The organism is Corynebacterium sp. MSK047, from assembly GCF_030232285.1.
GTDB classification, from domain to species: Bacteria; Actinomycetota; Actinomycetes; order Mycobacteriales; family Mycobacteriaceae; genus Corynebacterium; species Corynebacterium jeikeium_D.
The window spans coordinates 49,805-71,364 of record NZ_JASPJI010000015.1 but is presented as its reverse complement, the minus strand read 5'-3'; the positions used below and the strand labels follow the sequence as shown (position 1 = coordinate 71,364).

18 protein-coding genes and 1 riboswitch are annotated in these 21,560 nt (G+C 57.8%); of the genes, 10 read left to right on the top strand and 8 right to left on the bottom strand.

Annotated features, from left to right (window positions below; all coding sequences use genetic code 11):
* Positions 1–28 precede the first annotated feature (28 nt).
* Positions 29–715, bottom strand: coding sequence for a GntR family transcriptional regulator (locus QP981_RS07515; RefSeq protein WP_070549497.1), 687 nt, complete (start codon positions 713–715; stop codon positions 29–31).
* 148 nt (positions 716–863) lie between these two features.
* Between QP981_RS07515 and QP981_RS07510 the strand changes: the two genes are divergently transcribed.
* The 5 genes from QP981_RS07510 to QP981_RS07490 all read left to right on the top strand — a co-directional run bounded on the left by QP981_RS07510 (position 864) and on the right by QP981_RS07490 (position 5,122).
* Entirely contained in the window at positions 864–2,075 is a 1,212-nt protein-coding gene (locus QP981_RS07510; RefSeq protein ID WP_049172676.1) for an NRAMP family divalent metal transporter, read from the top strand.
* Positions 2,076–2,165: 90 nt separating this feature from the next.
* Positions 2,166–2,939, top strand: coding sequence for a LamB/YcsF family protein (locus QP981_RS07505; protein WP_049172677.1), 774 nt, complete (start codon positions 2,166–2,168; stop codon positions 2,937–2,939).
* 71 nt (positions 2,940–3,010) lie between these two features.
* A complete protein-coding gene (locus QP981_RS07500; protein WP_049172678.1) occupies positions 3,011–3,664 on the top strand; it encodes a 5-oxoprolinase subunit B family protein in 654 nt (217 codons plus the stop codon).
* Positions 3,665–3,682: 18 nt separating this feature from the next.
* Positions 3,683–4,567 carry a 5-oxoprolinase subunit C family protein gene (locus tag QP981_RS07495; protein WP_049172680.1) on the top strand — a complete coding sequence of 295 codons (885 nt, stop codon included), beginning with the start codon at positions 3,683–3,685 and terminating at the stop codon, positions 4,565–4,567.
* Between the two features lie 87 nt (positions 4,568–4,654).
* Complete coding sequence (locus tag QP981_RS07490; RefSeq protein ID WP_049189334.1) at positions 4,655–5,122, top strand: GNAT family N-acetyltransferase; 468 nt, start codon at positions 4,655–4,657, stop codon at positions 5,120–5,122.
* 49 nt (positions 5,123–5,171) lie between these two features.
* Here the strand turns inward: QP981_RS07490 and QP981_RS07485 are convergent, their stop codons facing one another.
* Positions 5,172–6,647: an NAD(P)(+) transhydrogenase (Re/Si-specific) subunit beta gene (locus QP981_RS07485; RefSeq protein WP_284857735.1), complete on the bottom strand. Its 1,476-nt coding sequence runs from the start codon at positions 6,645–6,647 to the stop codon at positions 5,172–5,174.
* Between the two features lie 6 nt (positions 6,648–6,653).
* The gene (locus QP981_RS07480) at positions 6,654–8,243 is read right to left on the bottom strand and encodes a Re/Si-specific NAD(P)(+) transhydrogenase subunit alpha (protein WP_284857734.1); all 1,590 of its coding nucleotides are present in this window, start codon (positions 8,241–8,243) and stop codon (positions 6,654–6,656) included.
* 387 nt (positions 8,244–8,630) lie between these two features.
* Here QP981_RS07480 and QP981_RS07475 point away from each other — a divergent pair, with 387 nt between their 5' ends.
* A complete protein-coding gene (locus QP981_RS07475; protein WP_284857733.1) occupies positions 8,631–9,833 on the top strand; it encodes an alpha/beta hydrolase in 1,203 nt (400 codons plus the stop codon).
* Between the two features lie 6 nt (positions 9,834–9,839).
* Here QP981_RS07475 and QP981_RS07470 read toward each other — a convergent pair whose 3' ends face one another.
* The 4 genes from QP981_RS07470 to QP981_RS07455 all read right to left on the bottom strand — a co-directional run bounded on the left by QP981_RS07470 (position 9,840) and on the right by QP981_RS07455 (position 14,578).
* On the bottom strand, positions 9,840–10,385 hold the full coding sequence (locus tag QP981_RS07470; protein ID WP_049189337.1) for a TetR/AcrR family transcriptional regulator: 546 nt from the start codon (positions 10,383–10,385) through the stop codon (positions 9,840–9,842).
* Positions 10,372–11,868 (bottom strand): MFS transporter, encoded by a 1,497-nt coding sequence (locus QP981_RS07465; RefSeq protein WP_284857732.1) that lies wholly within the window; start codon positions 11,866–11,868, stop codon positions 10,372–10,374. Before QP981_RS07465 ends, QP981_RS07470 begins: the two co-directional genes overlap by 14 nt.
* Before the next feature lie 212 nt (positions 11,869–12,080).
* Positions 12,081–13,928: a hypothetical protein gene (locus tag QP981_RS07460; RefSeq protein ID WP_284857731.1), complete on the bottom strand. Its 1,848-nt coding sequence runs from the start codon at positions 13,926–13,928 to the stop codon at positions 12,081–12,083.
* Complete coding sequence (locus QP981_RS07455; RefSeq protein ID WP_284847090.1) at positions 13,925–14,578, bottom strand: hypothetical protein; 654 nt, start codon at positions 14,576–14,578, stop codon at positions 13,925–13,927. Before QP981_RS07455 ends, QP981_RS07460 begins: the two co-directional genes overlap by 4 nt.
* A 261-nt stretch (positions 14,579–14,839) precedes the next feature.
* Positions 14,840–14,961: riboswitch (TPP riboswitch) on the top strand.
* Here QP981_RS07455 and thiC point away from each other — a divergent pair.
* From thiC to QP981_RS07440, 3 genes are all read left to right on the top strand, one after another.
* Positions 14,960–16,666 carry a phosphomethylpyrimidine synthase ThiC gene (gene thiC / locus QP981_RS07450; protein ID WP_239271876.1) on the top strand — a complete coding sequence of 569 codons (1,707 nt, stop codon included), beginning with the start codon at positions 14,960–14,962 and terminating at the stop codon, positions 16,664–16,666. It overlaps the preceding riboswitch by 2 nt.
* 181 nt (positions 16,667–16,847) lie before the next feature.
* Positions 16,848–18,041: an HtaA domain-containing protein gene (locus QP981_RS07445; RefSeq protein ID WP_246822225.1), complete on the top strand. Its 1,194-nt coding sequence runs from the start codon at positions 16,848–16,850 to the stop codon at positions 18,039–18,041.
* 314 nt (positions 18,042–18,355) lie between these two features.
* On the top strand, positions 18,356–19,699 hold the full coding sequence (locus QP981_RS07440; RefSeq protein ID WP_284857730.1) for a glycosyltransferase family 87 protein: 1,344 nt from the start codon (positions 18,356–18,358) through the stop codon (positions 19,697–19,699).
* Positions 19,700–19,701: 2 nt separating this feature from the next.
* Here QP981_RS07440 and QP981_RS07435 read toward each other — a convergent pair whose 3' ends face one another.
* Entirely contained in the window at positions 19,702–19,899 is a 198-nt protein-coding gene (locus QP981_RS07435) for a hypothetical protein (RefSeq protein ID WP_048732933.1), read from the bottom strand.
* Positions 19,900–20,163: 264 nt separating this feature from the next.
* On the opposite strand from QP981_RS07435, the gene QP981_RS07430 reads away from it, so the two are divergent.
* Positions 20,164–21,546 (top strand): M18 family aminopeptidase, encoded by a 1,383-nt coding sequence (locus QP981_RS07430; protein WP_284857729.1) that lies wholly within the window; start codon positions 20,164–20,166, stop codon positions 21,544–21,546.
* Positions 21,547–21,560: the final 14 nt, after the last annotated feature.

The window sequence follows — 21,560 nt, the reverse complement described above, 5'->3', positions numbered from 1 at the left end:
CCATCACTGTAGTCCTAGCAGCTAATTATCAACGGTCGGCAAGCGGGAGGGCAGCGGTGACGGCACTGAACGACTCATTGAGGTAGGCGCTGAGGAGGTCGGCGGCGTGGTTTGGGGTGTCCTCGATGAGAACTTTGGCGATACTGATGTGGCGATCGGCGTATCGGGCATGGAGTTCGATGCTTTGGGGGTAGGAGAGGAAGCAAAGACGGAGTTGGGCCTGAATTGATTCGGCGGTGGCTAACAGGTCGGGGGACCCGGAAGCTCTGACGATGGCGAGGTGAAAGGCATTATTCCGTTCGGGAAGGTTCAATGATGACTGTGAACCACAAATAGAAAGAATCTCTTCGCCGAGGAGCTTTGCCTGGCTCTTGCTTAGCGATCGCAGTGTTCCGCATTCGACGACATGGCGAAAGGCATACAGTTCGCGGATGCGTTGTTTGTCGAAGGAGGCTATAAAAACGCCGTGATGAGGAATATGAGTGAGTAACCCCTCAGATTCCAGCTTGCGGTAGACCTGTCGGATGGTGTTGCGGCTGACCTGCAGTCGCGCAGCAAGTTGGGTTTCACGGAGCTGCTCGCCGCTATAGTGCTTTCCGGCGAGAATCTCTCGGCGCAGGACAGTTGCGGTGACATCCGCTACTGAAACGTCTTGTTGTTTTTCCCCAGAGGACGTGCGGGTCTGATCGTCGAGGATGTTTCCGGGGGTAGTCATGTAATACAGACTACTAAAGCACTTTTGTGTGGCGGCCATCACCAATTAACATACGAGACATTGTTCAACAATCTCTGTGCAGGCGATCTTCAACGTAGGAATCCTTCAACGTGGGAATCGTCAGACTTGTAGGGAAAGGCCTTACGCTATGGACGCTTCAACATCTGCCCATAAGGCGCGGCGAACGGCACTCCTCGGCGCCGTATTCCTGATGGCGACCAGTGCTATCGGGCCGGGCTTCCTCACCCAGACCGCAACCTTTACGGCCAAGCTTGGCGCGGCTTTCGCCTTTGCCATTGTGATCTCGGTGCTTCTTGATATCGCGATTCAGCTCAACGTGTGGCGAGTGATTGCTGTCTCTGGACGCCGCGCGCAGGAGCTCGGCAACGCCGTGCTTCCGGGGCTGGGCTGGTTAATGTCAATTCTCATTGTCATCGGTGGTGTGGTCTTCAATATTGGCAACGTCGGCGGTGCTGGACTTGGTGCGAACGCGATGTTGGGCGTGGACGCAAAGATTGGCGGCATTGTTACTGCAATCCTCGCCATTGGCTTCTTCCTCTCCCGGCGGGCGGGTATGGCGCTGGACAAGGCACTCGTTGTGCTCGGTGTCGTGATGATTCTGGTCACTGGAATTGTGGCGTTCAGTTCTAACCCGCCAGTAGGGGAAGCACTGAAGAACACGGTCATGCCCGACACGATTGACTTGTTGGCAATCATCACGCTCGTCGGTGGCACTGTTGGCGGGTACATTACTTACGCTGGCGCTCACCGCATGCTTGATGCTGGCGCCGGCGGTGTAGAGAACCTCGCACAGACCACTCGCTCATCTGTTACGAGCATCATCGTCACAGCCATCATGCGTTTCCTCCTTTTCCTAGCTGTCTTGGGAGTGGTTGCGGGTGGCGTGGTCCTCAATACGGATGGAAACCCCGCTGCAGAGGCATTCCAAGCTGCGGCAGGAGATTGGGGTATGCGCTTCTTTGGCGTTGTCCTGTGGGCTGCGGGAATCTCGTCGATTGTGGGTGCCAGCTACACCTCAGCAACATTTCTGACTCGTTCCTCGGGTGCTGGAGCCAAGACTCAAAACACGATCACCATTGTCCTAATTGCAATCTCCACGCTGCTCTTCGGTCTCATCGGTACGGCTCCAGCGACGCTGTTGGTTTTCGCCGGAGCCTTCAATGGTTTGGTTCTTCCAATTGGCGTTACTGTGCTGATTTACATCGCGCTGTTCCGTGCGGATCTCATGAATGGTTACAAGTACCCGAAGTGGTTGGCGGCTATCGGAATCTTGGGTGTCGCAGTCGCCTGGTTCTTGGCGTGGCGCTCATTCGGCGGTGTGTTTGAAATGCTCGGCTAATCCCCCCGGTTTCTCGCACAGCTCAGATGAGAACCAACATAACAACGGTACAAAGACCAGCATTATTACTTGGAAGGAGCGGTGACGTTTATGGGCGCCACTATCGATCTCAACTCTGACCTTGGGGAAGCGTTCGGCTCGTGGAAGATGGGTGATGATATCGCTCTGCTGAACATTGTGACCAGTGCCAATATTGCCTGCGGGTATCACGCGGGTGACGCTAGCGTCATGATGGAGACCTGTGAGGCAGCTGCTGCGCGCGGAATTCGCATCGGCGCGCACGTCGCCTACCGCGATCTCCCCGGGTTTGGACGACGTCGCATGGATTACGCACATCGAGAATTGCGAGCCGAAACCGTCTACCAGATTGGTGCACTTTCGGCATGTGCACGGGCGGTGGGTACCGAAGTTTCCTACGTCAAGCCCCACGGTGCCCTCTACAACCGCATCGCAGTGGATGAAAATCAGGCCGCTGCAGTGGTGGAGGCGCTCCTGCTCGCTCGCTCCACCTGCGGAGATGAGCTTGCCATTATGGCGCAGCCGGGGTCGGTCATCGAACGGCTCAGCCTCGACGCGGACCTCCCTGTGATTAGGGAAGCTTTTGCAGATCGCGCTTACAACTCCGATGGAACTCTGGTGTCCCGAGTACTCGAGGGGTCGGTCATTGTAGAACCCGATGCCGTCGTCAAACGCGTCATTGCAATGGCTAGCGGGGAACCAATCGTCGCCTACGACGGTTCACCGTTGACCGTGCAGGCTGACTCTATTTGTTTGCACGGAGACACCCCTGGTGCGGTCGAACTCTCCCGTATGATTCGCCAAGGGCTCGTCGACGCCGGAGTCACCGTCGCTGCCCACGTATAGCGCGGACTCGCACACCGGTCTTATCAACCGCAGTTTTTCAACCCCGCAAGAAAGAAAGGATCAGCACCGCCATGGCCGAGATTCGCCCTATGGGAACAAATGCGCTGCTTATCGACTATTCATCATCGGCCAATCCGTTGGCGAAGGTACTTCGTGCACACTCTGCTGCGGCTGAGATTGAGGGACTCGTTGACAGGGTACCTGCAGCCCAAACGCTCCTTCTTCGCTTTCGCGGACCGGCTCGTCGTTACCTCGGCGCAGTAGAAACCGCGCTGCGGGGCAACAATGCGCAGAGGCAGACCGTCGACAAGCGAAAAACAATGACGATTCCCGTTCACTATGACGGCGCGGACCTTGAGTCCTTGGCACAAAGCCTTGGGATGAGCCCTCAAGCGTTAATCGATTGGCACTGCGAACGCCCTTGGACGGCCGCGTTCGGTGGATTCGCGCCGGGCTTTTATTACATGGTGCGCGGGAGCGGTCAGGGGTGGCCAGAGCCGCTTGATATTCCCCGCCTTACGACGCCGCGCACTCGAGTTCCCAAGGGCTCCGTCGGACTTGCGGGCCAATTCGCAGGTGTATATCCCATCGATTCGCCCGGTGGCTGGCAGCTCTTGGGACATACAGATGTGGAGATGTGGGACTTGAATCGGCCTAATCCGGCGCTGCTTGAGCCCGGGGTTGAGGTGCAATTTGAAGCGACTTCTACGGTGAGTGCGGCGTAGAAAAAGGGGGCGGAAGAGATGAAGAATTCTATCGAGATTATTCGACCCGGCATATTGACGACGATTCAGGATTTGGGCCGTGCAGGGCAAGGCAGCCTGGGCGTGAGTACTTCCGGTGCGTTCGACCACGAGTCCGCGGCAGCTGCTAACCGGATGGTTGTCAACGAAGAAAGCCTGGCGGTGCTTGAGTGCGTCGTCGGCGGGTTGGAGTTCCAAGTAGCGGAGGGAGCAATCATATCCTTCGCAGGAGCCCACGGTGAGGTGACTGTCGAGCAGGATGGCAAGGTCATCAAGACCTCGATGAATAGTCGAATTGTGGTCGGGGCGAAGGCAATTGTGCGGCTTGGTACCTTCGATGCAGGTCTTCGCGGGTACGTCGCGATTCGAGGGGGCATCGATGTCGCGGAAGTGCTGGGCTCGCGGTCATACGATACGCTCGGCAAGCTCGGCCCAGCGCCTTTGCAGGCCGGTCAGGTCTTGCAGGTCGGCGACCCGGAGTATTCGACGGGGTCGTCAATCGCAATTTATCCCGCGCCTCATTGGTCGAGCGAGGCTGCGCGCTTAGATGTTGTTCCTGGCCCTCGGGCGGACTGGTTTACGCGGGAAAGCGTCAGTGATTTCTTTCACGAGACATGGACCGTGACGCAAGAGGCCAACCGCGTCGGACTTCGGCTGAATGGGACTACTCTTGAGCGCCAGGTCACCCATGAGTTGGCAAGCGAGGGAATGGTCCCCGGTGCGATACAAGTGCCCGCATCGGGGCAGCCGATTATTTTCGGTCCTGATCATCCGGCGACGGGTGGATATCCGGTCATTGGTGTGTTGACGGAGCCGTCATTGTCGAGGGCCGGGCAATTGGTGCCCGGCGCGAAGGTACAATTCCGCCGGGTGCGGGCGGTATAGGTCTGCGGCTTCATTCTGCGCGATGGTGCGCCACTACGTTTGCCAGCTATGAGCGTCACACCGTTCTTCGCAGTAAAATCAGCCACCATGATTGAACACGCCTCCTTTTCTCAACTCAGTGCGACCGATGCGTATGCCATCTCGGCGTTGCGTACCGACGTGTTTTATCTTGAGCAGTCCTGTACAGAGCCGGAAATGGATTGGCGCGACCTGGAAGATACCGCAGAGCACTATTTCATCCGCGACGACAATGACTCCCGCAAGATTATTGCGTACTTGCGTGTGATTGACACGCTCGATGAGTACTCGTCGAGCTACCCGCGCACCATCGGCCGAGTTGTCGTCGATGCTGCGAGCCGGGGTAGGGGGTTGTCCTCGAAACTGCTGCAGCAGGTCATCGCTGACCACCCGGATAAGGGGCTGATTCTGCATGCCCAGACGCAGGCGAAGGCTGTGTACGCAAAAGCCGGCTTCCATGAGATCGGGGAGACCTTCATGGAAGCCGGCATTGAGCACATCACGATGGTTCGTGATGCAGCCTGTGGCGAAGCCTAGGAATTAATCGCCTAGGCTCCGATTAGTACGGCGTTGCTTGCCTGAAGTTTTAAGCGTTGACCTTCGAACTCGCCAGGATGCGGTTCAGAGAGTCGACGCTGGCCTTCGCATCGCCGATAAGCATGTCGGTGTTTTCGTTGAAGAACAACGGGTTCTGCACGCCCGAGTAACCCGAACCCATCGAACGCTTGAGAACAATCACGCGCTCAGATTCCCACACCTTCAGCACCGGCATACCCGCAATCGGGGAGCCCGGCTGCTCTGCCATCGGGTTGACGGTGTCATTTGCACCGATGACCAGGGTGACATCCACATCAGCGAAGTCATCGTTGACCTCGTCCAGCTCCAGCACGATGTCGTAGGGAACCTTGGCCTCAGCCAGCAGCACGTTCATGTGACCCGGCAGGCGGCCAGCGACTGGGTGGATACCGAAGACCACTTCCTTGCCGGCCTCACGCAGGTTACGGACTAGGTCAGCAACAGCGTACTGAGCCTGTGCCACAGCCATACCGTAACCCGGAGCGATGAGGATCTTGTCTGCATCACGCAGAATCTCGGAGGTGTCCTCGTGGCTGACCTCGGTGTGGGAGCCTTCCACGGCGCTTCCCGACGAAGCCTCGGAGCCAAAGCCACCCAGAATAACGTTGGCAAAGGAGCGGTTCATGGCCTCACACATGATGTACGACAGGTAGGCGCCGGAGGAACCAACCAGCGCACCAGTGATGATGAGCAGCGGGTTGCCAAGCATGAGACCGGTGAAAGCGGCAGCCCAGCCGGAGTACGAGTTCATGATGGACACGACAACCGGCATGTCGCCGCCACCGATGGCGATGACCAGGTGCCAGCCCAAGAACAGGCCCAAAGCAGTGACTGCAACCATGCATGCCCATGCGATGGCGCCGCCCTCGGTGCCGGTTGCGATGAAGACAGCCAGGAGAACCAGAGTGACCACCAGAATGGCAATGTTCAGAGCGTTGCGGCCCGGCAGCAGAAGCGGCGAGCCCTTGATCTTCTCAGACAGCTTCAGGCCTGCGACGATGGAGCCAGTGAAGGTCACAGCGCCGATGAAGACGCCAATGTAGACCTCACCGAAGTGGAACTTCAGGGCATCGGGGGCGACATCTTCGGCGAAGATGTAGGAGTTGAAGCCGATGAAGATAGCGCCGAGTCCGACCAGACCATTGAACAATGCAATCAGCTGCGGCATGCCAGTCATGGCAACGCGGCGTGCGCGACTGATACCGATGACACCACCGATGCCGATAGCGACAGCGATGAGAATCAGGGTAATCAGCGGCGAGAAATGAGTATCCGGCTTGGTGTCTGCGGTGACGAGTGCCTGGAAGATGGCAATGACAACGGCTACAGCCATACCGGCAATACCGAAGGAGTTACCGCGGCGAGCGGTCTCCGGCTTGGACAGGCCCGAGAGGGCAGCGAGGAACAGGACGGCGGCGACAATGTAGCCGACGTTGGACAGGCGGTAGGTCCAGTCCAGAAGCGAAGCAGTAGCAATGCTAGCCATTAGACTTTATGCCTCCTCTTTCACAAACATGCCAAGCATGCGGTCGGTGACGGCGAAACCGCCGAAGATATTGATGGAGCTGACCACGATGGCCGCGAACGCGAGGCCGGAAACCAGCAGGTTGGAGCTTCCCACCTGGAGAATCGCACCCACCAGAACAATGCCGGAGATCGCGTTGGTCTCAGACATCAGTGGTGTGTGCAGGCGCGGCGTGACCGCGGAGATCACGTAGAAGCCGAGCACGATAGCCAAGGTGAGAACCATGAAGTTGGCGCTCACGCTGTGCGGTGCGCTGAGCATAACCACAATGGCCAGCAGTGCCGTCAGGCCCAGAGCAACCTTCGAGCCCAGGCCCGATCCCATGAAGGAAACCTTCTCCGGCGCATTCTCTTCTAATGCGGCCTGGTGAGCCTGCTGCTCCTGCAGTGGGGCAGCAGGGGTGACAGCGACCTTGATTGGCGGTGGTGGCCAGAGAATCTCAGCTCCGGTAGCGCCGGCGCCATTTTGTGAGCGAGCCTTTGTCACCGTGATGCCACGGATAATCTCGTCCTCGAGATTGAGAACTGGAGAGCCATCCTTTTCCGGCGTGATCAGCTTGAACAGGTTGAAAATGTTCTGTCCGTACAGCGACGATGCCTGCGCGGGCAGACGTCCTGCAAGGTCGGTGTAACCGATGATGGTCACACCGTTGTCAGTGACAATGGTCTTGCCTGGAACGGTCATCTCGCAGTTGCCGCCACCTGCGGCAGCCATGTCGACGATGACGCTGCCTGGCTTCATAGCTGCAACATCGGCAGCAGTCAGCAGCAGTGGAGAGCGACGGCCCGGGATATTCGCGGTGGTAATGACAATGTCAGCCTGCGCGGACTGCTCGGAGTAGAGCTTCGCGGCAGCGGCAGCCTGATCATTGGTCATTTCCTTGGCGTAGCCATCTTCGGACTTCTCGGTGGCGGCCGGAATCGGGATGAACTCTGCACCCATCGATTCGACCTGTTCACCGGCTTCAGGGCGCAGGTCTGTTGCCTTAACAACCGCGCCCATAGAGTTGGCCGTACCGATCGCCGCAAGTCCGCCGACACCAGCGCCGATGACGTAAACGGTAGCTGGTGGCATCTTTCCTGCGGCAGTCACCTGACCAGTGAAGAGGCGACCATATGCAGAAGCCGCTTCGACTACTGCGCGGTAGCCGCCGATGTTGGCCATCGATGACAGCACGTCCATCGACTGTGCCCTGGAAATGCGGGGAACTGCATCCATAGCAAGGGCAGTGATGTTGCGTTGCGCGAGCTCTTCGACCAGTTCTTCGTTTCGGCCTGGCGCAAGTCGGCTGATCAGCATGGCACCGTCGTTAAGCAGTGCACGGAACTGCTCCGGCGGAGTGTCGAGCGTTACGACGATATCGCTGTGCCAGACAGACTCGTCGACAATGGTGGCACCGGCGGATTCGTAGTCCGCGTCGGTGAACTTAGCAGCCAGGCCGGCGTCAGCCTGCACGGCGACCTCGTAGCCAAGCTTGACGAGTTTGCCGACGGTCTCCGGGGTCGCAGCCACAATTGTTTGCTGGGGATCGGGTTCTAAAGGGATGCCGATTCTCATTGTGGGAGTTCTTTTCTGTTCGGGGGTTTTATTAAGGGCCATGCGCACTCGGTTGTCGGTTAACAGTGAGTGTGGGCGTGGCCACTTTCTCCTTGGTGTCAATAAGGTATGCGCTGGTGGGGAGGCAGCGGAGGCGTTTGTGGAAAAAGGTAATAAAAATATGTGGGTAACGGTGGTGAGGTGGGTTTTCTGAATCTACGGACTCTTGGAAAGGGGGTAGGAAATGGGGGTGATGGTGTTAATTTTGGGCGAGAGTGAACATTTTCAGCGCTCTGAATGATTGTTTGAGGGGTGAAAGATGGGGGAGGTGATTTCTGTCTTTACGTATGTATTTACGTATTAGGTAAATTCGTATTCCTAGGTTCTTGGCAAGAGTTAAGGAAAACGATGATTGGTTCACTAAGTGCGGCCGGAAAGACCGTGTCGGCATCCCGTCAAGGGCGGGGGCGTACGTTCTCGAAGGTGGTTGCTCTCTCGCTCGCAGCTGGTGTGGTTCTCGGCGGACAGGTGCCAGCGCAGGCGGCACCGCGCATTGGCCAGCTGCCGGACATCACTGCACGTGAAAGCACTGTTGACTACCAGAACTCGGAAACCGTGGACAAAATTGGCGGTGGTCTGGTGGATGTTATGGGTGGCGTGAACCGCGCCATCTCCGGTGGTGAAAGTGGCCATATCACCGAGCCGTTCGCCCCAGAGGCGGGGCACCTGCGCAAGGAGTTCGGAGCGATGGGCTCCCACCCAGTTGCCGCAACCCGTGAAGCAATGCCATGTGACGGTGTCGTCTACACCATCTACAACCGCGTACTGCGGGACCTCCACGGTCTCCACGGCACCACCGGCTGCTATGACGTGTTGCCGGAATCGGCCAACGCCTCCCCAGTTGGCGCGCAGCTCATTTACCCGGCGGATATCGACTCCATGGAGTCCGCGCCGCTGATGGTTCTGAGCCCTGGCATTGGTACTGAGCCAGGTATGTACGACGCGCAAGCGCGACTCTATGCAAGCCACGGATATGTCGTGGCTCTTGGCTACAACTTCACCAACTGGTTCGCGCCGCAGATGGTGCTGGCAGCTTCCGTGGCCGCAGCGGCCAATGAGGACGAGTCCACGCCACTTGCAGGCAAGATCGATTTCTCCCGGACGATGCTGGTCGGGCACTCTGCAGGTGGCGGCTCCGCAATCTTCCTGAACAACAGGATGGATAAGGCCTTCCAGGCTGCGGGCATCGATATGGTCACCCGTGGTCTGGTTGCTATCAACCCAGGGCCTTCCGACGCTGGACTGATCTCCACCCCTCCGGAGATTCCGAGCCTGGTGGCCATTGCTGAGCACGAGGACATCGTTCCTTTTGATGCCGATCGACGTGGTTACCGCGATGCTGCAGGGCCCGCCTGGGAAGCGGTAGTCACCGGTTCCTACCACGGCACCTACCTGGATGATCCGTCCAAGAATGTGCTCGGCTCGATGGTGCTGTCCTTTAGCGAGTATGTGCTCGACGGAACGAGTCGAGCAAAGGCTGTCTATGAGGGTGCCAACTATGGCCTGGCCACTGACTCCGAGCTCAAGGACGTTCAGCGCAAGGGCGTCTAGAGCTGGCTACTCCATCGACTCTGGAATCAGCTTTGCCGCAGCCTCGGCGATTGCCTTGCGCTGCGCTTTCGTGAGCTGATTGCCATTGAGGTAGTCGTTAGCCCAGAGTCCATCGGAAATCATTTGGACAACGTAGGCCATGCAGGCATCCTGGTCGGTGGCAATCCGTTCTACCGGCGGATTCCACCGGCGCAAAAGGCGCGTCCAAATCTCGCGTAGCTCCGGGTCGGCGGCAGAGTCGATGGACATGAGTAGCTCGGCCCTCGTTGCCGTATCCAGCGAGACCTGGAGGTTTGCGCGTAGGCGGTTGGCGGGGGATACCTCCTCCGCAGGCCCACCCGCGGCTTCGATAAGCTCCTCCTCCCATAACTGCGCCATGTGCTCATGGACGCTGCGGATCATGTCTTCACGGGAGGGGAAGTGGTAAATCAACCCTGATTTACTCATTCCGCATTGAGTTGCGACATTTTCGTAGGTGACCTCGGAAAAACCGCTTGTCTCGATAATCTCAACGATTGTGTCGAGGATGGCAGTGCGCTTACTCGTGCGCATATTCAGTCTCCTTCGGGTTGCCGCGGAATGTCACCGCAGTCGCAATCGCTGCAATGACAGCAACGACAGCCAGGATAATCAAAATGGCCAGGTAGGAACTGTCGAGGCCGGCGCGGGCGCCGTCGTTAAGCGCTGGCGTGTGAAGTGCATCGGTGAGTGAGATGCTGGCGTCGACAGGCGTAAACAGGGCGTAGAACATAGGCAGGAGACTGCCTGTGATTGCGACGGTGATCAGTGTGCCGAATTCGTACGACACGGATTCCATCGCCGCCGCCATACCTGCCTTTGACCTCGGGGCTGAGCCGATAATCGCGGTCGACGACACCGACATCACAGAACCTGCGCCCGCGCCGAGCAGTATCAATCCCGCGATCATGATTGAGAAATTGCCCGAGGAAACGCCGTAGTACATGCCTGTCAGTCCGACGGCGTTGAGGAGGAAGCCGCCGGTGATGAGTGTGCGGAAACCCACTCGATGGAGCACCATGCCGCCGATGACACCAACTGGCAAGGATGCCAGTGCCGCGGTGGCAACTAGCAAGCCCGCGTCGAGTGGTGTGTATCCGACGGAAATCTGGAAGCGCTGCGTCGTCATCAATTCGGCGCCTGCCAGGACAAACATGGCAAGCGCTGCTGCCAGCACGCCACCGGAAAACATCGGCGAACGGAAGACCGAAAAGTCGATGAGGGGTTCGGTAAGACGTGCCTGACGACGCTGAAACAGTACCGCGCCCACTAGCCCACAGGCGATAGCTGCGACGATGACGGTGGAGGAGCGATGACCAGCGAGTTCCTTGATAAGCGAAACCAGGCCCAGCATGGCCAGCATCGCGTAGAGGCTGGTGAGAAAATCCCAGCGCTTGGCTGGGTTGGGCTGATTTGGTGGAGCGAAAATCAGCGTGCCAATGATTGCGAAAACTACGACAGGGATGTTGATAAGGAAGATTGAGCCCCACCAAAAGTGCTCCAACAGGAAACCGCCGACGACGGGGCCAGCGGCGGCACCCAGTGTTGCTGTGGCTGACCAAATGCCAATAGCCGTGGCAAGTTCACGAGGGTGGTGGAAGGTCTCACGTAGCAGTGCGAGGGTTGCTGGCATCATGGTCGCGGCGCCCAGTCCTAGACAGCCGCGGGCGATGACCAGCGCCCAGGCGTGCGGCGCAAAGGCCGCGGCCAGGGAAGAGAAGCCAAAGATTGTCAGGCCCACAAGAAACATCTTGCGGTGACCGATGCGGTCGCCCAGAGTGCCTGTGCCGAGGAGGAGCGCGGAGATCACCAGTGGGTAGGCGTTGATGATCCACAGGCCCTCGAGTTCGGTTGTGTGGAGCTGCTCGCGCAGAACTGGCAGGGCAGTGTAGAGCACCGAGTTATCTATGCCGATGAGTAGTAGGCCGGCGCTGATGATAGCGAGGAAGACCCACCTGTGGGTGACTGGAGTGGGCGGATTAGCCCCCGTGGAAGCGGCGTGGTCGGTACTTGTCATTCCAGTAACTGTAACGAACGTTCGGTTTAGTTACAACTTCTGGAGGCGCGCCGATTTGGGTCTAAAACTTCAACAAAAGTAAGCTAATCCGCCCAAAGTGCCGGTGAAAAAGTGTCTAAGTTGAAGGCGTTGTTGAGTTACGAATTCACGGACGCCGTTCGATCCCCCCCGTGGTGCCCGAGCGGGTAAAGATCAGCTTGGACGCGCTGACTTTACGCTCGGACGTTGTGGCCTATCACCGCCGGGATAGTGATTGGCGCATCCCCGAAAAGCTCCTTCTGATATTCGTTCTGCTCGAAGGCGCCGGCATCGTTATCTCTGATGGTGGCTACATTTGTCAGTTTGCGTGCCGACGGTGCGGAGTCCTTTTGGAGCAGTCCGCCACGGTTTCCCGCAGTGGTGGCTGCGAAAGCGCCTGCGCCACGGTTTCCAGCAGCAGTGCTCGCGGTTCCGCCAGCCGCGCCCGAAGTTCCGGTAGCAGTACTGTTGCGCGCACTGATGAGGGAATTCATCAATCCACTTCCGCGCTGTCCAGGGCTATTCGAGGTGTTTGGCAAGGCAGAACCAGTTACTCCGACACCCAAGCCGGTTCCCATCCCGCGACCTGCTGTTGGCGTTGGCATACGACCGGGACTTGAAGTCGGAACTCCCGAGGCCGGTGGGCGGGAGCTTGCGTTTCCAGAAGCCGGCAGTGCCGGGATATTGCCCGCTGGTGTGAGTCCCGCAGCGCGTCCTGCGCCGAGGGAGCCAGCCGGTCGGTTGCCGTGAACTCCGTAAGGCGAAACTCCTTGCGGTGATGTGCGTTGAAGTGGGGCGCTCGCGCTCGAAGGGGCGACCATGGCTGGATTCGCCGCGTTTGGTTGAGCCATGGTTGATGTGCCGGTCGGGGAAGTTGGCGAGATTGTGGAGCTCGTTGGGCTGCCAGGTGATGCGGGGTGCACGGGGGTAGCAGACGGATTAGTAGGGTTCGATAAAGTCGAAGTGCTCGGTTGAACCTGCGAAGGAGCGGAAGGGCTCGCGGCTGTGGATTGCGGTGTTGGAGAATCCGGAACTGTTGAGGTGGCGCCAACTGGTGCGCTGGCGGCCTGCATGCTTCCAGTCATCCCCGCAGGCGAAAGACCGAACTGGCTAGTTCCAGAACGCCCGGCGACTGTTGCTCCAACGGAAACCTCGGCAGTCACACCACTTCCCGCATCGGCAGAAACCAGGTTAGGAATTCGGGGAATAGCGGTCTGTAGCTGTGCGGTATACGGACCAGAGAGAAAGGCTGCTACCTCGGCCTGTTCAAAAGCCTTTTGCGCGCCAGGGTTTGGGAGTGCTTTGGACTCGGCTTCGATCGCTGATAGTGCATTGACGGCCATCGCCTTCACAGATGGCAATACGGCAAGGTGCCCGGCCATGACCTCAGATGCGGTGGCGATGCTGGTAGCGCGTGCGGCCAGACCTTTCATTGTTGAGTCCGCAGCAGAGAAGACAGCACCGCTGTTGCTCGACAACAAGCCGGATGAGATGGAGGTTAGATTGCTGGCCAACGTGGTCATAGTGTCGGCGAAGTTATTCCAGTAGGCGATTGCCTCGGCTACGGCACCGTCGTTTGTTGAGGAAAACATGGATAGTAGGGACTTCGCATCGAGACCAAGTTCCGCGGAAAGAGTGACTGGCGCGAAAGTGAGACTTCCAGCTTCAAACATCGGCCGACGCTGAAATACACCGCTTGTGCGCGCTACTTCGGCAAGGGAAGCGCCGTCACCATTGAATGGGTTAATGCTTCGAAGAATCCGATTCATGGTGGACTCGTGCTCAGTGATCACGCGACGGAAGTCAGCGAGATTTGTTTGCGCCCACGTGAGCTGTTTGCCCAGAGACAATCCGATGGCAGCAGAGCTTCCTGAGCTGCCGGAAATTGCGAGACTGTGTTCTGTCGCCACCAGCTGGAGTGACGGAACCTGTGAGTAGCCGGCCAAGTTTGGCTGGATATGGATGGCATTATTTGCCAGCAAATTCGTGGAATGGAACTTCTGAATTGCAGAGTCGATTGTTGGAATTACGGCATGCATCATGATTCTTCCCCCAAATAATCAATTAACAGCTCATTTACTGGAGCGCACAGCCGGTGCTGTGGGTCAGGGCTATCTTGTCCGGTTGTGTCGATAACGAATCCGAGAGCTCCTTGTTCTGTTTCGACAGAAGCAATACAGGCGGAACTTCCGAGCGGATTGATTTGAGTGAATGTCACCCAATTGAAAATCCCTTCGTGATGAGCCAAAGGCTCGGCACTGTAGCGTTCGAGTTGTGAGTGAGCGACCGCAGCATGCCAGATGCTCAGCAGGCCGGAAGCATCGGATTCAATAACGCAGCCAATCTGTTTATTTCCTTCGATTCGGCCCTCCATGTACGTCTGCTCCCGGAACCCCAGCCTGTCTAAGCGCCCCATAATCTCGGGGTCGTCACACGGATTGGTCAGGACGAATTCGGGTGCGTCGTAGTTGTAGTGCCCATCGGGGCCAAGTGGAGCATCACCGGGCTCCGGCGGATTGTTGGGTGGAAGCACACCCGCAGGTAACGTCACGCCCGAGTCAGTAGTGATGGTTGTCGCATTGTCGCCGACAGGTTGAACGTCCTCGCCGGAAGCCTTGGTCGATGCGCAACTAGTCCCCGTTACTCCCCATAGAAGTGCTGACACTAGGGCGGCAGTAGTCGCCTTTTTCAATTTTCCCTCCCCAAAGAATTTGTGTGAGAAAGATATAACACTGCGTTCACAATTGCGCTTGCTGAGAAGCCGAAAAAATAGACCGACTGTGGATAACTTTTTAGGGGTGTGGACAACGCGGTCGCCGCGAAAAACAGCGCCGCTGCACAGCCGCAACCTGCACCTTTAGAGTGTGTTCTCCGTGCCGTCGTTAAGCGTTGGCGGCAAACGTGGGTGTAATGACCGAAGTAATCCGAACGATTGGTTAGACTATGAGGCGCATTACAAAACCACGGGAGTGCCAACCGAAATTCCGGCACTGAGAGGACGCTAGGGATCGAGCGTCGACCGGACGAACCTGAATCTGGGTAATACCAGCGTAGGAAAGGGATGTGTTGCTTCATGGCCGCACGTGTATCTGTATCCGCTCCGCCGAAAGAGGGCGAGGTTACAACTGGCCCGATTTACCGCAGCAACAAGCATTACGACGAGGTTGCGTTCAGCAACGATTTCGGTGAGGCGAACCTGCGGATTCCAGTTCGTCGAATCAATCTGACGGACGGTACTCACTTCGATGCGTACGACACCTCGGGTATCTACACCGAGGAAAACCCGGAGCTGAACCTGAAGGAGGGTTTGGCTAAGACTCGTGACTCGTGGCCGAAGGCTCCGGCAGTGCCGGCGGTTGCAGGCTCTGAGGACGCCCCGAAGGTCAAGACGCAGCTGGCTTGGGCGCGCGCGGGAATTGTCACTCCGGAGATGGCTTTCATTGCTGCTCGTGAAGATGTGGATCCGGAAGTTGTGCGCGAAGAGGTCGCTGCGGGTCGTGCCGTGATTCCGGCGAACCACAAGCACCCGGAGACTGAGCCGATGATTATCGGCAAGCGTTTTGCCACCAAGATCAACGCAAATATCGGCAACTCGGCCGTGACTTCGTCCATCTCTGAAGAGGTGGAGAAGATGGTGTGGGCAACCCGTTGGGGCGCGGACACGATCATGGACCTGTCCACTGGTAAGGACATTCACGAAACCCGTGAGTGGATTCTGCGTAACTCCCCGGTGCCGGTTGGTACGGTGCCGATTTACCAGGCGCTGGAGAAGGTCAAGGGTGACCCGGCCAAGCTGACCTGGGAAATCTACCGCGAAACCATCATTGAGCAGTGTGAACAGGGCGTGGATTACATGACCGTTCACGCGGGTGTGCTGCTGCGCTACGTGCCGCTGGCCGCCAATCGCGTGACGGGCATTGTTTCCCGCGGTGGCTCAATCATGGCCGCATGGTGCCTCGCGCATCACCAGGAGAGCTTCCTCTACACGCGCTTCGCTGAGCTGTGCGACATTCTGGCGCAGTACGATGTCACGTTCTCCCTCGGTGACGGCCTGCGTCCGGGCTCCATTGCCGACGCTAACGATGAGGCTCAGCTGGCTGAGCTGCGCACCCTCGGTGAGCTGACCAAGATTGCCAAGTCCCGCGGCTGCCAGGTCATGATCGAAGGTCCAGGCCACGTTCCGATGCACAAGATCGCCGACAACGTGAAGTGGGAAGAGGAGTGGTGTGAGGAAGCTCCGTTCTACACCCTCGGCCCGCTGGCAACCGATATCGCGCCGGGCTATGACCACATCACCTCGGCTATCGGTGCGGCCATCATTGCGCAGGCTGGCACCGCCATGCTTTGCTACGTCACGCCGAAGGAGCACCTGGGTCTGCCGAACCGCGACGACGTCAAGGTCGGCGTGATTACTTACAAGATTTCTGCGCACGCCGCTGACCTGGCAAAGGGCCTGCCACGCGCTCAGGAGCGTGACGACGCGTTGTCGAAGGCCCGCTTCGAATTCCGTTGGCATGACCAGTTTGCACTGGCTCTGGATCCGGACACTGCGCTGGATTACCACGATGAGACCCTGCCTGCAGAGCCGGCAAAGACCGCGCATTTCTGTTCCATGTGTGGTCCGAAGTTCTGCTCCATGCGTATTTCCAAGGACGTACAGGACTACGCGAAGGAACACGGCCTGGACTCCGTTGAAGCGATCGAGGCCGGCATGGCTGAGAAGTCCCAGGAGTTCGCTGATCAGGGCAGCCGCGTCTACCTGCCGATTACCGCGGAGTAGTTGGTTGTCTTAGAAGATGCTGAAGTAAGCCGCGGTCTAGCTCTATTGGGCTTGGCCGCGGTTTTCTTTTGATCTCACCTATTTCTGCCGGCCTCAGTGTTGAGCCTCAAATGGGGGTGGGTAAGGCACGCCTTAATTAAGGGATTAGGGAACCCTAACTAGTGGGATGTACATTGCTTATATGCACAGCCTGAGATTCCTGACTTTCGATAATTCCCACCGCCATCTCGCAGGTGCTCGCAACACTCGCAACACTCGCCGTTCATTCAGCTCTGAATCATCCACGGTTGGAGAAGACGTGCGTCGACCGGTGGGGCGGAGTGCGCGCAGAGCTGCTACTGCGGTTTCGCTGTCCGGCGCCATGGTCCTTTCGGCGTTTGTGTCTCCGGCAATGGCTGACACTGCGAAGCCAATCGTGCCGGACAATTTTCCCAATGTGATTAATCCAGCGGAGAACTTCCAGCCGCAGGATTCGCAGTATGCCGAATCTCCGGAAGTTACCGTTACTTTTGAGGACGGCACACCAGCTGAAGGTGCCACGGTTCATCGCGGCGATGTTCTTATTGTTCGCGGCAGTGGTTTCAATCCGTCGGCCAACCGTGGTGGTTACCCGCTGCCAATTCCTCCGGGTGTGCCCAATGGTGTTTACGTTCTCTACAGTGCGTTCCCGGACTCGTGGAAGCCGAGTGAAGGTGCTCCGTCCTCGTCGCGGAAACATCCGCACGACAACATTGCCTGGGTCACGCCGGCTGGAACTCTCGAGGCGATACCGAACCAGGGCGTCGATATGCGGCGTTCTATCGCTCGTCAGGCTACCCCGATGACAGATGACGGCAGTTTTGAAGCCCGCATTGTTGTTGACCCGCCAGAGACCCCAGCTGGTGATAACTGGGGTATTTACGTCTATCCGGCAGCCGGCTCTATTAATGAGGCCGAGGAAATCTATATTCCGTTGAATTATTCGGATGCTCCGGGCAAGAATGCCCCGGCTCCCTCCAGCGAGGATTTAGTAATTTCTGTATCTGCGCTGGAGAAGGTATTCGGCGCACTGGGTGGCGGAGTCACTGCTAAGAACGGTGCTCTAGAGCCTGAGGACGGTGTTGTCTCATTCACCCGCGACAATGACAACAGCGATGCCGAAGGGGAGAGCTACCGCGGAGAAGTTCACTTCACCGCGAAGTTCAGTCTGGTTCATGTGGTCGTTCGTAATCCGCGCATTGAGGACGGCCCGACTGGAAAGATTATTACGGCAGAGGTCTCGCAGGGCTACGATGTCGGTCCGGATGAGATGGAGCGTATGCCCATAGCCGCTGTTGTCAACAGTGATGGCGATCAGCTGATCACGACCATCGGCACTATCTCGCAGTTCCGGTAGTCCCTCCGGTCATCATGGCCGCCAATTGTTGTCCACCTGGCACTTCGTTCAAAGTAAGCCGTCATACCTTGCGGGTTCTTGTGGGGTTGTAACCACTGCCGTATTGGAATCACTACATTAGATAGAGGCGCTTACCAGCGATGAGGAGGAACGTGGGACGGCATAGTCGGGCAGAAGGACCGGTGTCACAGGATGGGGCATCGTCACAGGTTGCGGAGTCGCAACGTGCTGTTGCGGAGTCTCCGTCGCGGGCCTCGCGAAAAATATGGGTTCGCAAACCCAATCAGGCCCCTGCGCTGACGCAATCGCCTGTGATGAGCTGGCCTCTTATGCTGGTCTCGCTGCTCGGTGGTCTTGCCTCGCTGCTGGCCTGGAATGGCCGCACCCAGCCGGACGATTGGGCGTCGCTCTGGGTGGGCGGGCTACTGATGGACAGGGGACTTGAGTCCCATCTCTATGATGCCGATCCAATCGATTTCACCGCCATGAGCGGAGAGGTCTGGCCACGCCTGGCGCAGGAAGTGTCTGCGCCATTTACGCATCCCTTTGTGCAAAACCCTTTGTTTGCAAAGGCTCTGGGAGCGATATCCCACGTCATGAGCTTTGAAACCTCGGTTGCTTGGTTGCTGTTTCTTTCCGGAATGGCCGTCGTGGTCCTGGTCGCCGCTTCCTACCACCTGTGGTTTCGGTCGACCATGCCCTGGGGTATCGCAGCGCTGGTTACCGCATGCGTATTCGCCCTGCCGACCACTCTTAATTCGTTCTGGATTGGTCAGACGACACCGCTGATTGTCGCGGGCGTCGCCTATGGGCTTGCTGCCTCGCGCACTCGTCCTTGGCTCGCGGGCATCGTCCTCGGCATCGTCGCATCCATTAAATTGACTCCGTATGCGCTCATCGCCGTGATGCTCTTTTTCGCTTATCGACGGCGCGCAGCCTTTTGGTCGCTGGCCACCACGGCGGTACTGGCGGTCTGGATGTTTATCCGCATTGACATGCCGGTTATTTCGGACTGGATTGACCGAATCGACGACATTGGTGCGTCGGTCTTGGTCGGTGGTGCGAATCAGTCGTTGGCATCGACTTTAGCCACAGACCTGGGCAATCCTGATTTATTAGTAACAGTGGTGCGTGATTATCCGAGTCACGTGAAAACGATTCCACTGTGTATTGCGCTTGGCGTGGTGTTGATGGTCACGGCAGTTGCGTGGTTGAACCCGGTCTACCGGTTTGAGTTTCTAATCACCGGCGCGTGGCTTATTGCAGCCACATTCTCATCGATTCTTTGGACCCACTACATGTTGATGCTGGTCACGCCTGTGTTCGGTTTGGCCGCCATGGCGCGGACCCGATTGACCAGACAGTGGCCGTATATCGGTATTGCGTTGCTAGTGGTCCTGCTGACGTTCCCTGTGACAAACCCGATTGCTGCTACGCCGTATACCGGCGGATTTGTGTACTCGGGGATTACTGCGATGCTCTTGACGCTGGCATTGATGCTCATTATTGGTGGCTGCCACGCGTTTGCGGTACATCGGTACGGCGATGGTGATGCAGGCGAGGTTGGAGCTGGTTTTGGCAGTGAATTAGCTGCCGCGGAGACGTTGAAATTTCCTCAGCCAGAGCCAATGGTCTTATTCGACTTGAGGAAGCGCTAGATTTAGCGGCTCAGCATAGAGACGATGTCACGGGCAGACATGTCGCTGTAAATCTCGTTCCGGGCGCTCTTAACCTGGTGTCCGAAGTGGACTGCGTTAGCGTCACTGCTGGTGTCGCGGGTAAGAGCCTCGCGCAGCGGCTGAGAGAAAAAGGCGCGCTTGGTAGTGAAAGAGCGGGGGAACAGGTTTTCAAGGCTCACGGTATAAACCCTTTCTGTGGTCGGAATCCGGTCGGGACTCCGGTTTGAGAGGTTCTGTATTCAAATGGTTTTCTTTGATGCGGTTGCCACTATATGTCTGAATATGCCCGATATCGAGTTAAAACGGGCAAAAGTGACTAAGTGGATACCGTTCCCAACATGAAAGCTGCATCACACTGTGGACCGGCTCAATGCTCGGTCACGGTCAGTTGTGGGCTCCAATACAATGAAATCCGGAATCAAATGTGAAGTAGGAGTTTGGTTATGGCTATTTCTTCGGCACCCACCCCTGAGTCCCCGGATTCGGCGGATACCTCGGAAGCGGCATCGCGCAGAGTTCCGGCGGCAGCGCTCAGGCACGTTGAGGATTTAATTGATTTTGTGGCTGCGTCGCCAAGCTCATTTCATGCGGCACAACAGGTCGTTGACCGTCTGAGTGCAGCCGGTGCCACGGTCATCGATGAGCACGAACAGTGGCCAAGTAAACCCGGTGCCTACGTCCTGCGTCGCGATGGCGCTGCCGTTGCTTGGATCGTCCCGGAGACGCCGGCTGCCGATTTCACCGGTTTCCGTATTGTGGGTTCCCACACGGATTCGCCCGGTTTTCGTGTGAAGCCCAACGCGCGCACCTCCGCCGCAGGCTATGCGCAGGTCGCCGTTGAAGTCTACGGCGGCGCGTTATTGGGAAGCTGGACCGACCGCGAAATTGAGTTCGCCGGTCGGGTAATTGATAAAAGCGGCAATGAGCACCTTGCTCGCACTGGCCCGGTCGCGCGCATCCCGCAGTTGGCTATCCACCTCAATCGTGCGGTTAACGAAGAGGGGTTGAAGCTCCACAAGCAGAATCACACTGCACCAATCATCGGACTGGATACCTTCGGCACCGATGTGCACCAGGTCATCGCCGATGCTGCGGGACTGTCTATCGACGACATCGTCGCCTGGGACCTCATTTCCTTCGACACCCAGCAGCCGCGCACCTTCGGTGCTCACGATGAGTTCCTGGCTTCAGGTCGACTCGACAACCTGCTCAGCGTCCACTCCTCCCTGGTCGCCTTCGAGACCTTGCTCCGTCAAAACTGGAGCACGTCAACCACCATCCCCGTCATGGTCGCTTTCGATCACGAGGAAGTTGGGTCCGCCTCCACTACGGGCGCTGCAGGGCCACTGCTTGCCGACATTCTGTCCCGCATCGCAGCGGCTACAGGCGCTGACCTGGAACGCACCCAGCAGCTCTACCGCGGTTCCATCTGTCTCTCGGCCGACGGCGCACACGGTGTGCACCCGAACTATGCAGGCGAACACGAGCCGGGGCACCAGCCGGAACTCAATGCTGGCCCAGTGGTAAAGATCAATGCCAACCAGCGCTACGCCACCACGGCGGTTGGTCAGGCCGAGGTTGTCCGAATCGCAGCGGAAACCTCCAAGCGCATTGGCCAGGAAGTGCCGGTGCAGTATTTTGTATCTGCGAACCACAAGCCATGCGGCTCCACTATCGGCCCGATCACTGCAACGCGACTGGGTATCGACACCATCGATATCGGAGCTGCGATGGTCTCCATGCACTCGGCGCGTGAGATGTGCGGCACGATTGATCCATGGTGGTTGGCCGAACTCACCGTGGATTTCTGGGGTGCCGGACACTAGCAGCTCGCTGGCAG